This is a genomic window from Methylobacterium sp. WL64, from assembly GCF_008039945.1.
In the GTDB taxonomy this organism is placed as follows: Bacteria; Pseudomonadota; Alphaproteobacteria; order Rhizobiales; family Beijerinckiaceae; genus Methylobacterium.
Map to the genome: position 1 here is coordinate 41053 of NZ_VRVA01000006.1, position 12725 is coordinate 53777.

At 70.4% G+C, this 12725-nt stretch carries 16 protein-coding genes; 7 read left to right on the forward strand and 9 right to left on the reverse strand.

Going from position 1 to position 12725, the window contains the following annotated elements; genetic code table 11:
- Positions 1–221: 221 nt before the first annotated feature.
- Positions 222–368, reverse strand: coding sequence for a hypothetical protein (locus FV242_RS34325; protein ID WP_187278330.1), 147 nt, complete (start codon positions 366–368; stop codon positions 222–224).
- A gap of 25 nt (positions 369–393) precedes the next feature.
- Positions 394–2226, reverse strand: a complete 1833-nt coding sequence (locus FV242_RS05040; protein ID WP_147938146.1) for an aminopeptidase P family protein — start codon at positions 2224–2226, stop codon at positions 394–396.
- A 181-nt stretch (positions 2227–2407) separates the two neighbouring features.
- On the opposite strand from FV242_RS05040, the gene FV242_RS05045 reads away from it, so the two are divergent.
- On the forward strand, positions 2408–2668 hold the full coding sequence (locus tag FV242_RS05045; RefSeq protein WP_147910075.1) for a hypothetical protein: 261 nt from the start codon (positions 2408–2410) through the stop codon (positions 2666–2668).
- Between the two features lie 38 nt (positions 2669–2706).
- On the opposite strand, the gene FV242_RS05050 is transcribed toward FV242_RS05045, so the two are convergent.
- Both FV242_RS05050 and FV242_RS05055 read right to left on the reverse strand, forming a co-directional pair.
- Positions 2707–2895, reverse strand: coding sequence for an Rmf/CrpP family protein (locus FV242_RS05050; protein WP_147938147.1), 189 nt, complete (start codon positions 2893–2895; stop codon positions 2707–2709).
- 30 nt (positions 2896–2925) lie between these two features.
- Entirely contained in the window at positions 2926–3846 is a 921-nt protein-coding gene (locus FV242_RS05055; RefSeq protein ID WP_147938200.1) for a 50S ribosomal protein L11 methyltransferase, read from the reverse strand.
- 278 nt (positions 3847–4124) lie between these two features.
- Between FV242_RS05055 and FV242_RS34330 the strand changes: the two genes are divergently transcribed.
- From FV242_RS34330 to modB, 3 genes are all read left to right on the forward strand, one after another.
- Complete coding sequence (locus FV242_RS34330; RefSeq protein ID WP_187193654.1) at positions 4125–4268, forward strand: hypothetical protein; 144 nt, start codon at positions 4125–4127, stop codon at positions 4266–4268.
- Between the two features lie 447 nt (positions 4269–4715).
- The gene (gene modA, locus FV242_RS05065) at positions 4716–5525 is read left to right on the forward strand and encodes a molybdate ABC transporter substrate-binding protein (RefSeq protein WP_147938149.1); all 810 of its coding nucleotides are present in this window, start codon (positions 4716–4718) and stop codon (positions 5523–5525) included.
- 18 nt (positions 5526–5543) lie between these two features.
- The gene (gene modB / locus FV242_RS05070) at positions 5544–6236 is read left to right on the forward strand and encodes a molybdate ABC transporter permease subunit (RefSeq protein ID WP_147938150.1); all 693 of its coding nucleotides are present in this window, start codon (positions 5544–5546) and stop codon (positions 6234–6236) included.
- A gap of 38 nt (positions 6237–6274) precedes the next feature.
- On the opposite strand, the gene FV242_RS05075 is transcribed toward modB, so the two are convergent.
- Positions 6275–6931, reverse strand: coding sequence for a glutathione S-transferase (locus FV242_RS05075; protein ID WP_147938151.1), 657 nt, complete (start codon positions 6929–6931; stop codon positions 6275–6277).
- Positions 6932–6996: 65 nt separating this feature from the next.
- Between FV242_RS05075 and modC the strand changes: the two genes are divergently transcribed.
- The 3 genes from modC (at position 6997) to FV242_RS05090 (ending at position 10317) form a co-directional block, all read left to right on the forward strand.
- Positions 6997–8103, forward strand: a complete 1107-nt coding sequence (modC, locus tag FV242_RS05080; RefSeq protein WP_147938152.1) for a molybdenum ABC transporter ATP-binding protein — start codon at positions 6997–6999, stop codon at positions 8101–8103.
- A gap of 73 nt (positions 8104–8176) precedes the next feature.
- Positions 8177–8671 carry a TadE family protein gene (locus FV242_RS05085; protein ID WP_246692381.1) on the forward strand — a complete coding sequence of 165 codons (495 nt, stop codon included), beginning with the start codon at positions 8177–8179 and terminating at the stop codon, positions 8669–8671.
- Positions 8668–10317: a TadG family pilus assembly protein gene (locus FV242_RS05090; RefSeq protein WP_246692600.1), complete on the forward strand. Its 1650-nt coding sequence runs from the start codon at positions 8668–8670 to the stop codon at positions 10315–10317. Before FV242_RS05085 ends, FV242_RS05090 begins: the two co-directional genes overlap by 4 nt.
- A 3-nt stretch (positions 10318–10320) precedes the next feature.
- On the opposite strand, the gene FV242_RS05095 is transcribed toward FV242_RS05090, so the two are convergent.
- From FV242_RS05095 to FV242_RS05105, 4 genes are all read right to left on the reverse strand, one after another.
- Positions 10321–10578 (reverse strand): hypothetical protein, encoded by a 258-nt coding sequence (locus FV242_RS05095; RefSeq protein WP_147910085.1) that lies wholly within the window; start codon positions 10576–10578, stop codon positions 10321–10323.
- A 151-nt stretch (positions 10579–10729) separates the two neighbouring features.
- Positions 10730–10873 (reverse strand): hypothetical protein, encoded by a 144-nt coding sequence (locus tag FV242_RS34335; RefSeq protein WP_187278331.1) that lies wholly within the window; start codon positions 10871–10873, stop codon positions 10730–10732.
- Between the two features lie 62 nt (positions 10874–10935).
- Positions 10936–12216 carry an App1 family protein gene (locus tag FV242_RS05100; RefSeq protein WP_147938153.1) on the reverse strand — a complete coding sequence of 427 codons (1281 nt, stop codon included), beginning with the start codon at positions 12214–12216 and terminating at the stop codon, positions 10936–10938.
- 23 nt (positions 12217–12239) lie between these two features.
- Positions 12240–12638 (reverse strand): DUF3775 domain-containing protein, encoded by a 399-nt coding sequence (locus FV242_RS05105; protein ID WP_147910087.1) that lies wholly within the window; start codon positions 12636–12638, stop codon positions 12240–12242.
- Positions 12639–12725: the final 87 nt, after the last annotated feature.

Sequence of the window (12725 nt, forward strand, 5' to 3'; positions counted from 1 at the left end):
CGTCATCTCCGAGACGCAGGCGGGTCGTCTCGTGACGGGCCTTATAGCGCGCCGGTTCGGGCCCTGTCCTGCGCTCCAGCCCATGAGCCATCGGCCACGACGCCGCTGAGGCGCTCAGCGGGGCTCGAACAGCATGAGGGAGAGGACGACCCTTCACTGAGTTCGTGGAGCTCGCGCTGTTCGGCGTGCTCGGCGATGACGCGCAGCGTTTCGCCGGCCGTCTAAAGAGCTTTGCGTATCGCCAAGCCGACGTCGCACAGCTTGTCACCGTCGAGCGGGCCGGTGGCGTCGTCGGAGACGATCAGCTGGACCCGCCGGACATCGTCACCATCCGATCCTTGCGTGTGGCCGAGGCGCACGTTCTGCACCGGGGCGCACTCGAAGGCGCCCGGATCAGAGCGCCAGAGGCGCAGTGGCGCGGTCCAACCAGCCGCGGGTTCCGGCATCGACGAGCGGCGCCAGTGTGTCGCGCACCCGGGTGTGGTAGGCGTCGATCCAGGCCCGCTCTTCCGGCTCGAGCAGGTCCGGGCGGATCAGCCGCCGATCGTAGGGTGCGAGCGTCAGGGTCTCGAAGCCGAGCATCGGGCGTTCGCCTTCAGGGATCTCACGGGGCTCGACGAGGACGAGGTTTTCGATCCGGATGCCGTAGGCGCCCGGGGCGTAGTAGCCCGGCTCGTTCGACAGGATCATGCCGGGCTCCAGCGCCACGGTCCCGGTCTTAGCGATGCGCTGCGGACCCTCATGCACCGACAGGAAGGCGCCGACGCCATGACCGGTGCCGTGGTCGAAATCGAGCCCGGCCTGCCACAGCGGAGCGCGGGCGAACGCGTCGATCTGGGCGCCGGTCGTGCCCTTTGGGAACACCGCCCGGGCGATGGCGATATGTCCCTTCAGCACCCGGGTGAAGCGGTCGCGCATCGCATCCGTCGGCGCGCCGACCGCAACCGTCCGGGTGATGTCGGTGGTGCCGTCCGGATATTGAGCCCCGGAATCGATCAGGAACAGCTCGCCGGCCCGCACGGTCCGGTCGCTGGTGCGCGTAACCCGGTAATGCACGATCGCCCCGTTCGGGCCGGAGCCCGAGATTGTCGGGAACGACACGTCGCGCAGGTCGCCGCCGGCTGCGCGGAAATCCTCCAGGGCCTCCACGGCGGCAATCTCGCTCAAGCCCCCCGTGGCGGCGGCGCCGTCGAGCCAAGCCAGGAAGCGCACGACGCTGGCGCCGTCGCGGGTGTGAGCGGCGCGCGCGCCAGCGATCTCGGCGGTGTTCTTGACCGCCTTCATGCCGGTGATCGGGTCCTTGCCGATATCGGCGGTCCCGCCCGCGGCCTCGATCTTCTCCTTCAGGGCCACGGCGCCCGTCTCGGCATCGACCCGCACGCGCACACCGCTGAGCGAGCCGAGCCCGTCATCGAGGTCGGCTCGCGACAGGATCTCGGCGACCGGCGCCAGCGCCGTGCGCAGGGCCGGATCGACCTTGGGCGAGACCAGGAACAGCCGCGCCCGCCCTTCGCGTGGCAGGATCGCGTAGCCCAGCGCCAGCGGCGTATGGCCGACATCGGAGCCGCGCAGGTTGAACGCCCAGGCGAGATTGTGCGGGTCGGAGATCACCAGGGCATCGCAGCCGCCCTCAGCCAGGGCCGTGCGCACACGGGTGAGCTTGTCGGCGACCGACTCACCCGCGAACGCCTCGGGATGGGGAACCACCGGCCCGGCCGGCGGCTTCGGACGGCCGGCCCAGACGGCGTCGACGAGGTTCGGCACGGGCCGTAGCGATCCGCCGGCCTTGACGGCGGCCCGTTCCAGGCGAGCGACGCCGTCCGGCGTGTGCAGCCAGGGATCGTAGCCGAGAACCTGATCGCGCTTGAGGTTGTCGGCGATCCAGGCCTCCGCGGTCGATTCGGCCAGCGGCACCACGGTGACGATCCCGGTATCGACCTGCTCCGGCGCCTGCAGGGTGTAGCGCCCATCGACGACCAGGGCGGCCGACTCGATCAGGATCAGGGCGGTTCCGGCCGAGCCCGTGAAGCCGGTGAGCCAGGCCAGCCGCTCCGCGTCGGCCGGCACGTATTCCGACTGGTGCTCGTCGGCCCGGGGCACCACGAAACCATCGACGGTGGTCTCGCGCAGGGCCGCGCGCAAGGCCTCGATCCGCTCCACGCCCTTGCGATGGCTCGGATCGTCGAAGGTTTGGAACCGGTGGCGGGGCGGACTTGGCTCTGTCATGCGCGGACCCTATCGCCGGGCGGTCCCTCGTCGCAACCGGGCGGAATCGACGCGTGGATCGTGCGCAGCGCGGTTTTTCGAGCCGTCCACCCACCTTTCGGATGATGCTCGCGGGCGTAACCTATGGTTTAGAGTCGCGCGCAATCTTATCACGCCAGATCTTTGCCCTATCTCCCAGGTCATGCCACGCCGCGTCTTCTACCGGATCAGCGACAGAGCCGACGGTCTCTTCGACGCCATCACCACGATCGAGCCGGATACGGTGATCCGGCGCGACGGCTTCGCTTCGCTTGCCGAGGCGGAGGAGTGGGTCGAGGGTCTGCGCGTCCTGATGGCTGCGCTCGGCGCCCCGGTCGCACACGCGGACGATGCGGAAAGCCCGGTCGTCGAGGCGTTGCCAGAAGGATCGACGGGGCCTGGACGGCTCCGGACCGCGCGTTAGTGCACGGACGGTTTGGGATTCCCGGCGGTACGACGGAATCAGGCGTCGGCGATCGGCAGATCCGGGGCTTTGCCGGATGGCACGCCATCATAACCCTCGAGCCAGGCGATGCGGTCGGGTGAGTCGGCCGGATAGGGACAGGAATCCTTGGGACGGCCCTGGGCCCGGGCCTGCGCGCCCTCGGTGATGGGATCGGACGGCGGATTGGGGCGCGGCGTCTGGCTCATGCCCGGGCAATGCGCGGCCCGGGTCCCGGTTCAGCGCCGGGGCCGCTTCGCCGCACCGCCGCGGGCCAGCACCAAGGCGACCCAGCCCTCGATCAGGCCGCTTCTCACGAGATGGAAGCCCTGGTGGCGGTAGGCTGAGAGCACACCCGCCACGTCACGCTCGATCAGGCCTGACAGGACCAGCACGCCCGCAGGCGCGACCACGCGCGACAGGGTCGGAGCGAGGCGGCGCAGGGGCCGCGCGAGGATGTTGGCGAAGACGAGGTCGAAGTGCCGCGTCCGGTCCGCGAGCCGGTGGCGTACGCCGGGACCCTCGTAGAGTTTGAGATAGGGCCCAAGGCCGTTGAGGCGGGCGTTCTCCCGGGCGGTCCGGACCGCCTCGCCGTCGAGGTCGCCCGCCACAACCGGCTGCCGCAAAACCTTGGCGGCCGCGAAGGCCAGGATCCCGGTTCCGGTGCCCACATCCAGCACATGCGCCGGACGCCGTCGCTTCAACTCCGAGACCAGCGCCCGCAGGCAGCCGAGGGTCGTACCGTGATGGCCGGTGCCGAACGCCAGGGCCGCCTCGATCTCGATCGGCAGATCGTTGCCGCGCACCGCGTCGCGGTCATGTGCGCCGTGCACGAGGAAGCGGCCGGCCCGGACCGGCTTCAGCCCCTCCAGGGAGGTGCGGACCCAATCCTGCTGCTCGATGGTGCGGAACTCGGCGACGTCGGCCTCGTCCCCGATCACCGGGCGGATCAGGTCGCGGACGTACGCCTCGTCCGGCGCGTCGGCGAAGTAGGCCTCGAGCCGCCAGGTGAAGCCATCCGCATCCTCGAACGCCGCCACGGCGGTCTCGGTGGGATCGAACATCTCGCCCAGCAGATCCGTCATGGCCCGGGCCGACCGCTCATCGGTCGTCAGGCGCAGGATGTGAGTCGGGCGGTGGGGCGGCAGACCTTCGAGCATGGTGCCGGGCTGTAGCCCCGGAGCGCGCCGCATTACAGGGGCAGATGCGAAAAAACCGTATCCGACGCCACGATCTCATCGCGTCGGAGACCAGGATTGCCAATTTGTTGCTGCTTCGACACATCTGACAATCACCGGACAGAAATCGATTTAAATCAGTTTCCGCGCAGGATTTCGCTGATTACAACAGTCTCGGCTTTCCCAAGGCCAGACCCTCAACTCTGGCGCGCCGCGCTTCGTGAGCCGGCGCGCCCGTTTTGACAGATGACAGCGTCGCCATGAACTCACCCCTGCTCGTCAGCGTCGCCGTCACGCTCGCGACGACCCTTGTGGCCACGCTGTGGGCCATCCTGGTCGCGGCCGGGATGGGTCCGGTGCCCGAGGGCGAGCAGCACGAGCGGCGCGACATTCGGACCTGGTGAGACGGATCGCGCAGCTGGATTCGCAGCGGATCGCGCCCAGGAATGCGGCACGGTGTCTAAGCGTTAACCACAGAATCCATGGATCGCCCGCGGAACTGGCGACGTGTGCCGACGTTTTTGCCAGCTTTCGCCAGACGCGTGACCAAGCAGGGTGCGTACAGCGTGACCAAGTCCAGGCGTTCCGGACCGCGCGGCCCCGCCATCGTCAACGATGGGGCTGTCCCTCCCTCACCCCGTGAACGGATCTTCGGCGGGCCGGCGCCGGACGGCCCGCTTCCAGGTCATCTCCTGGTCCTGCTGAGCCGGCTGCACCGGGCCGAGGCGGCGCCACGGGAGCGCCGGGACACACCGCGCGGCTGAACGGCGCTTGGCCCGCCGGGGCACCGCACTTAAGGTCCCGGGCGCAGGCGGCCGGTTCACGGGGCCCGCCACGGGATTCCCGAGCTGATGCGACCCACAAGACGGATCTTGACGCTCATCGCCGTGCTGGCCGTCGTCCCGGTTGCCGGGACGGCGAGGGCCGCCGATCCGGTGGTCGTCTTCGCCGCGGCGAGCCTGAAGAACGCGCTGGACGACGCGGCGGCAGGCTGGACGAAGGAAACCGGCACGATCACCCGGATCTCGTATGCCGGCTCGAATGCCCTGGCCAAGCAGATCGAGGCGGGGGCGCCGGCCGACCTGTTCATTTCAGCCGACCAGGCCTGGATGGACTACGCCGAGAAGGCCGGCAGCTTGAAGCCCGACACGCGCGTCGATCTCCTGCGCAACGCCCTCGTGCTGATCGCGTCCGGGCCGAAAGAGGGCGGGTCCGACCCGGAGGTCGCCCTGGCGCCGGATCTCGGTTCTACGCTCACCCGGATCCTCAACGGTGGCAAGCTGGCGATGGCGACCATCGACGCCGTCCCGGCCGGCAAGTACGGCAAGGCCGCCCTCGAGAAGCTCGGGGCCTGGGACGCCGTGAAGGGGCAGGTTGCCCAGGCCGAGAACGTGCGCGCGGCGCTGCTGCTAGTGGCCCGCGGCGAGGCGCCGCTGGGCATCGTCTACGCCACGGACGCGGCCGCCGAGCCGGGCGTCCACGTGGTCGCGACCTTCCCGTCCGACAGCCATCCGCCGATCGTCTATCCGGCCGCACTGATCAAGGATTCGCGCAACCCCGATGCCGCCACCCTGCTGGCGTATCTGCGCGGCCCGGCGGCAAGGGCCTCCTTCGAGCGCCAGGGCTTCAGGGTGGTGGGCAAGCCTGGCGCAAGCCGGTAGCCGTCCGCGCCCGCGGCCGTGTTCGGCCTCCCCCCCGACGCCTGGAACGCCGTCACGTTGAGCCTGCGGGTGGCCAGCGTGGCGACCCTCGCGAGCCTGCTGCCGGGGCTCGCGGTGGCGTGGCTGCTGGCGCGACGCCGGTTCCCCGGGCGTGCACTGCTCGACGGTCTGGTCCACCTTCCGCTGATCCTGCCGCCGGTGGTGACCGGATACCTGCTGCTGCTGGCGCTCGGCCGGCGCGGCTTCCTCGGCAGCGCCCTTGCGGAGATCGGCATCGTCTTCGCCTTCCGCTGGACCGGGGCGGCGCTCGCCTGCGCGGTGATGGGGTTCCCCCTGATGGTGCGGGCGATGCGGCTGTCGATCGAGGCGGTCGATCCCAGGCTCGAGCAGGCGGCCGGCACCCTCGGGGCGAGCCCGCTCGCGGTATTACTCACCGTCACGCTGCCCCTCAGCCTCCCGGGCTGCATCGCGGGTGCCGTGCTGGCCTTCGCCAAGGCGATGGGCGAGTTCGGGGCGACGATCACCTTCGTGTCGAACATCCCCGGGGAAACCCAGACCCTGCCCTCGGCGATCTACACGCTGACCCAGGTCCCGGGCGGGGAGGGGCCGGCGCTGCGCCTCACCCTGATCTCGGTCGCCCTGTCGGTGGCGGCCCTGCTGGTTTCGGAGTTCCTGGCGTCCCGCGCCGCGCGCCGGTTGCAGGCGGGCTGATGGCGGGACGCCCCGCCGTCGCCCGATGCGACCGCCGCTCAGGCGTACGCATAGGGACCGCCCCACTCCAGCGCCGCGGCATAGGCCGGGCGGGCATGGATGCGTGCGAGCCAGGCCGTGACCCGCGGCCCGGTCCCGGTTCCGCGGGCCGCGAAGGCCTCCAGCGGGAAGCTCATCATGATGTCGGCCGCGGTGAACTCCGCGCCGCAGAAGAACGGCCTGTCGGCAAGCTCCCCCTCCCAGAACGCCGCGTGCCGCCGCAGATCCGGATCGACGAAACTCTTGAGCACCGTGTCGGCGATCCCGCGGACCAGGGGCCGCAAGGCCCAGGGACTCTGCGGAGCCAAGCGACCGAAGACCAACTTCAGCAGCAGCGGCGGCATGGCCGAGCCCTCGGCGTAGTGCAGCCAATAGGTGTAGCGCGCGCGCTCGGGCGTTCCCGGAGCGGGCACCAGGGCGCCGCCGGCCCGGTCGGTCAGGTAGGTGACGATGGCGCCGGTCTCGGCCACCACCGTTTCGTCCTCCGTGATGATCGGCGCCTTGCCCAGGGGATGGATAGCGATGAGGTCCGGGGGCGCCCGCATGGTTTGCGGATCCCGATCGTACCGCTTCACCGTATAGGGGAGGGCGAGTTCCTCCAGCAGCCACAGCACGCGCTGCGAACGGCTGTTCTCGAGGTGGTGGACCGTGATCATCGTGGAGGCTCCGTGGCGGGTGCCAACGCGCCGCGCCGCCGCCCGTGCCACGGGGGGTATGCGCCATGAGCATCGCCGTCGACGTCCAGCTCCGGCGCGGCGCCTTCGCGCTCGACGCGGCGTTCACGGCGGGCCCGGGACTGACCGCTTTGTTCGGGCGCTCGGGATCGGGGAAGACGACGCTGATCGACCTGATCGCCGGGCTGGCCCGGCCGGATCGCGGCCGGATCGACGCCGGCGGGGCGACGCTGGTCGATACCGCGGCGGGCATCTTCCTGCCGCCCCACCGGCGGCGGGTCGGTGTGGTGTTCCAGGACGCGCGGCTGTTCCCGCATCTCAGCGTGCGGAGCAATCTCGGCTACGGTCGCGTGTTCGGGCGCCGGCCCGCCGACCCGGCCGGCTTCGCGGCGGTGACCGAGATGCTGGGGATCGGCCACCTCCTCGACCGCCGCCCCGCCGGCCTGTCGGGGGGCGAGCGCCAGCGGGTGGCGATCGGGCGGGCGCTGCTCGCCAAGCCGCGCTTGCTGCTGATGGACGAACCACTGGCGGCCCTCGATGAGGCCCGGAAGGCCGAGATCCTCCCGTATATCGAGCGCCTGCGTGACGAGGCCGGCGTGCCGGTCGTCTACGTCAGCCACGCGGTGGCCGAGGTGGCACGGCTCGCGACCACGGTGATCGTGCTGGAGGAGGGGAGCGTGGCCGCGTCCGGTCCCGCCGAGGCGATTCTGCGCCGGGCCGATCTGGTGCCTGTCCACGAGGCGGAAGCCGGCGCGCTCCTCGACATGGTCGTAGAGGGGACTGATCCGGAGACCGGGCTGACCCGCCTGACCGGCACGGCCGGTCAGCTGCTGGTACCGGGCCTGGCGCCGCGCCCGCCCGGAACGCGGCTGCGCGTGCGGATCCCGGCCCGTGACGTGCTGGTGGCGACCGAGCGGCCCCGGGGCTTGAGCGCCCGCAATATCCTCCCCGGCCAGGTCGCGACCGTGACCCTGAGCGGCGCCGAGGTCGCGGTGGAGATCGATTGCAACGGCGCACTGGTGGCCGCGCGGGTCACCGCGGCGGCATACCGCGAACTGGGGTTAACCCCCGGACGCCCCGTTCACGTCGTGATCAAGAGTGCAGCGTTCGACCAGTCGGGAATTGGAACGCTGCGACCGACGGTAGAAATCTAATCGACCGTATTCGCCTGGAAACACTGGAATTCGGATGGTGATCACAACCTTTGATTAGAGGATCGATGCCACCATGGGTTGTGCAGCCGCCGCGGCGGCTCGGCACCCGGAGGGCGTTTCGATGGGCTGGGTCCAGAGGCTTCGGTGTGGCGGTCGGCCCGGTCTGGCCTGCCGGAGCGGCAGTTCGGCGGTGGAGTTCGCGCTCGTCGCGCCGCTGCTGCTGATGCTGTTTGCCGGCATTACCGCCTTCGGCATTTGTCTGGGCGCCATCCACAACCTGCGCCAGATTGCGGCCGAGGCGGCCCGCGCCTCCATCGCGGGCGTCACAGACGTCGAGCGCGCGACCCTGGCGCAGACCATGGTGAACCGCAGCCTCAGCGGCGGCGCGATGTTCCGACCTGAGACCATCAAGGTCCTGGTCGGCCCCGATCCGAGCGATGCCACGCTCTACACGGTCACCGTCACGCTGGACGCCAACGCACTGGGGATCAACGTCTTCTCCAAGCTGATCCCGATGCTGCCCAGCGTCCTGCGCAGCAGCATCAGCGTCCGGAAGGGCGGCCTGTGAGCCGATGGCCGGTGGCCAACCAGGCGCGGCGCTTCGGCCGGGCCCGGGGTGGCAATGTGGTGATCCTTGTGGCGCTCGGCAGTTCCCTGCTGATGGGCGCCGGCGCCGTCGGGATCGATCTCGGCCAGGTGTTCCAGGCCCGCCGCAAGGCGCAGGGCGCGGCCGACATCGCCGCGATGCTCGCCGCCGTGGACCCGGCCAAGGCGGACACCGTGGCGCGCCGTTCGCTGGGCGATAACGGCTACGGCACCGCGCAGGCGACGGTGGCGACCGGCGGTTACGACGCCAGCGCGCCCAACGTCGCTCCCGGCAGCCGGTTCAACCCCGGCGTGAGCCCGGCCAACGCCGTGCGGGTCGGGCTCGCGACCACGGTCCCGGTGACCTTCGGCCGGGCGATCGGGCTGCCCGGCAGCGTGCCGATCCGGGTCACCGGCACGGCGGCCAGCGCGCAATTCGCGGCCTTCACGATTGGCTCGGGCACCGTGGGCCTCAGCGGCGGGATCGCCAACGCCGTCCTCGGAGCCCTGCTCGGGGCCAAGCTGACGCTGGGCGTGAGCGATTACAACGCGTTGGCCAGCGCCAAGGTCGACGGCCTGCGCGTCCTCGACGCACTGGCGGCAAGCCTCAACCTGCAGGCGGCCAACTACACCGATATCGTGAAGGCCAACGCCAGCGTCGGGCAGATCCTGATGGCGATCCGGGTTGCCGCGCAGGGCAGTTCTGCCACCGTTGCGGCCCTCTCGAGCATCCTCAACGCGCTGCCGAACGCCGGCAACCTCGTGCCGCTCGGCCAAGTCGATGCGCTGGGCGACGTGGCGGCCCTCGCCCCCGGACGCGGCTTGGCCGGCCCGTCCTTGCAGGTGATGGACATCCTGGCCGCCACCGCGTCCCTGGCCAACGGCCAGAACCAGGTGGCGATCGATCTCGGCGCCACCGTGCCGGGGCTGCTCTCGACCCGGCTGACCCTGGCGATCGGCGAACGCCGCCGCAGCTCCGGCTGGGTCCGGCCGGGAAGCCCGAACGCCACGGTAAAGACGGCCCAGACCCGGCTGCTGATCGAGGCCACGGTCTCGGCCCCGCTCGGTCTCGGAACCGTCTATCTGCCGGTCTATGCCGAGGTTGCGTCCGCCCAGGGGACGCTGCGCACGCTCACCTGCTCGGGAGCCAACGGCGGACGCCAGGCCACCATCGAGGTGCAGACCGGCGTCGCGACCCTGGCGATCGCGGCGGTGAACCGGGCTTCGATCAACGGGGGCACCACAAGCCCGGACCTGTCGCAGCCGGCCGTGCTGATTGGGCTGCCGCTGATCAATATCGGCGGCCGGACAGTCACCAATATCGGCGCGACGACTCAGACGCTGACCTTCACGGAGGCTGATATCGCTAACAACACCGTACGCACCGTGTCGTCCGGCAATATCGCGCAATCGCTGACCGGCAGCCTGCTGAGCAATCTCAGCCTGAACCTGAACGGCTTCGGCCTGACCCCGCTGCTCCAGACCTCGCTGGCCACGACGCTCAGCCTCGCCGCTGCGCCCCTCGATCTGGTGCTCGATCAGGTCCTGCGCAGCCTCGGCGTGCGGATCGGCTACGCGGATGTCGAGATGGACGGTACCCTCTGCAGCCAGGCCGTACTGGTGCAGTGACGATCAGGAGTGACGGCGAACCGCGTAGCGGTAGCGGCGCCCCTGCTCATCGAGCAGTTCGCTGTCCGAGCCTTCCTGCCAGACGACCTCGTCCTCCGGCGCCTTGGCGTTCGTGAGCGTCGCACCGCGGACGATGTCGAGGTTCAGGCCGAAGCCGTAATTGGTCGCCGCGGCCTCGGTGATCGCGGCCGAGATGTCGGCCTCGTCGGGCAGGCAGGCGAACAGCACGCCGTCGGCAATCGCGAGGGTATAGGTTTGCACGGAGGGGCTCCGGGGATCGACACGAGTGGGGGCCGGCACGCGAGCGCTCCAACCTAGGAGGCCCGCTCGGAACGAGAAGCGCGTTCTCTGAAATGCTGCATTGCAACATGGGGAGAGCGTTGCTCACCACAAGGTGCCGAGCCCCGGGCTCTCAGCGGGCCAGATGCGCGTCCGGGAGCCGGGCCATCGCGTCGATCATCGTCTTGGCTTCCGGAGCACCCGGGGCCGTGAGGTGCTGGGCTTGCAACGTGCCGTCGATCCGCTGAAGACCGGCCTCGATCCCGGCTGCACGCATTCCGCGGTGACGGCCTAGGCTTCCGCAAGCCCGGAAAAATCCCCTCATCTTCCCCTAAATCATCACACCGTCGCCCGGGGCAGGGAGGCCGGGCATTCCGGCTCCACAACGACGGTGGCCGGCACGGTTCCGTCGCCGACCAGGGCATCCGCCACGGCGTCGGGCGAGATCGCGGCCTCGGTGGTGGTTCCGCCGGGCTCGGCGGTGATCCTTGCGGTCTCGCGGCGCGGTGGGGTGTCGGCGCCGGCATGCTCGTCGGCGACCCGGGCGACCGCGTCCGCGGTGATCAGCCCAATCCCGGCCGCGTGCTCCGCCATGGCGACGCTGTCGGCGGCGAGCACGAGGCTGGAGCCCGCCCGGGCCACGGCGCCGGCCAGCCTGACGATCTCCTCGACCCGGGTGGCACCGTTGGAGACGTTGCGGATGTAGACCGCCAGCACCCGCCCGGGATGCTCCTCGACGATCTGCGCATAGACCTCCGGATCGTGCTGGCCGCTGTCGCCGATCAGCACGAAAGGCAGGTCGCGGTAGAGCGACAGCATGTGCCGGATCAGCGCCTGTTTGTGGTCGGTGGCCCGGCGCGGCAGCGGGTGCGTCCAGGACAGGCCCCATTCCCGCAGGAACAGCACCGGGCCAACCGGGATGCCGTGCCGCTGGAAGAACTCCGACAGCATCTCGTAGAGGCCCCAGGGCGCACGGGAGACGTAGAGCATCGGGTTGCCCTCGGCTCCGCCGGCACCCGCGTGCAGGGCCCGGTACAGGGCGGCGACACCCGGGAACGCAACCCGGCTGTCGGCATCCTCCACAAACAGCCGCCAGAGCATCTTCAGCTTGTTGGCGACGCCGGTGTGCATCACCGTGTCGTCGATGTCGCTGATCACCACGCAGCGGCAGCCGTCTGGCGGGATGAACACCGCGCCCTCGGCGGGGATCGGTGTCGTATCTTCGAGGACGAGGTCCACCGGATGCCATGCGCCAGGCTGCCCCGGCAGGTCGCGCGGTTGGAGACGCAGGCGGAAATAGCCATCGCGGTCGGTCTCGACCCGGGTCGCGTCCCCGCCGAACCGGGCCGTGATCGCAGCGCCCGCCACCGTGCGCCGAGCGATGCGGCGGCGCAGGTCGCGCCACTGGGCCCTGAAGGAATCCGGGTCCTCTCCGGGGATGCCGGGCGATTGCCGGAACACCCGGCCGATCATGAAGATCTCATCGCGCGAGCCGTAGCCGCGATAAGGCTCGACCACGAGCCCGCCGAGGCCGGCGCCGCCGTGCCCCTGGGCGCGACGGACCGGGCGGGTGAGGACCCGCAGCGCCTTGGTGGCGCCGCGGCGAACCCGTGAAGCCATGGGGCCAGTCTCCGTCGAGCGGCTCAGGCTTGCGGCAATTCGGGGGTCAGCCCCATCGCGTCGAGGCCCTCCTCCAGGAGGTCGCCGGCATCGGGCGCTCCCAGCAATTCCTTCACGGCGCCTTCGCCCGCGGCCTCGCGCTCGCGGGCGAAGCGGACCGCCTCGCCCCACTCCTCCGGCTCCATGTCGCCGCGGCCGACATACAGGAGGGCGAGCAGTTCGGCCCGGGCGTCGTCGTCGAGGCCCGCGATGGCGCCGCGGACCTCGGATTCCGTTGCGTCGTCGGTGCCCGAGATGAGTACGTCGGTGGAGCCGTCATCGATCGGGTTCGAGCCCGAATCCGGATCGGTGTTGCCCTCCTTCACCTCGATGGCGCGCAGCCGCAGAACGATGTCGGTGACGGTCTCGACGGCGATATCCATGCGCTGGTCTCCGGACGCTGACTGGGTCGGACGTTTCCGCCCTCAAGCCGCGACAACGGGCGAGTGGCCGCCGGGTTCGCCTCGCCG

Coding starts and splice junctions, on each gene's coding strand:
- FV242_RS05040 (WP_147938146.1), bottom strand. CDS start 2,226: ATGACAGAGCCAAGTCCGCCCCGCCACCGGTTCCAAACCTTCGACGAT.
- FV242_RS05045 (WP_147910075.1), top strand. CDS start 2,408: ATGCCACGCCGCGTCTTCTACCGGATCAGCGACAGAGCCGACGGTCTC.
- FV242_RS05050 (WP_147938147.1), bottom strand. CDS start 2,895: ATGAGCCAGACGCCGCGCCCCAATCCGCCGTCCGATCCCATCACCGAG.
- FV242_RS05055 (WP_147938200.1), bottom strand. CDS start 3,846: ATGCTCGAAGGTCTGCCGCCCCACCGCCCGACTCACATCCTGCGCCTG.
- FV242_RS34330 (WP_187193654.1), top strand. CDS start 4,125: ATGAACTCACCCCTGCTCGTCAGCGTCGCCGTCACGCTCGCGACGACC.
- modA (WP_147938149.1), top strand. CDS start 4,716: ATGCGACCCACAAGACGGATCTTGACGCTCATCGCCGTGCTGGCCGTC.
- FV242_RS05075 (WP_147938151.1), bottom strand. CDS start 6,931: ATGATCACGGTCCACCACCTCGAGAACAGCCGTTCGCAGCGCGTGCTG.
- modC (WP_147938152.1), top strand. CDS start 6,997: ATGAGCATCGCCGTCGACGTCCAGCTCCGGCGCGGCGCCTTCGCGCTC.
- FV242_RS05085 (WP_246692381.1), top strand. CDS start 8,177: ATGGGTTGTGCAGCCGCCGCGGCGGCTCGGCACCCGGAGGGCGTTTCG.
- FV242_RS34335 (WP_187278331.1), bottom strand. CDS start 10,873: ATGCGTGCAGCCGGGATCGAGGCCGGTCTTCAGCGGATCGACGGCACG.
- FV242_RS05100 (WP_147938153.1), bottom strand. CDS start 12,216: ATGGCTTCACGGGTTCGCCGCGGCGCCACCAAGGCGCTGCGGGTCCTC.
- FV242_RS05105 (WP_147910087.1), bottom strand. CDS start 12,638: ATGGATATCGCCGTCGAGACCGTCACCGACATCGTTCTGCGGCTGCGC.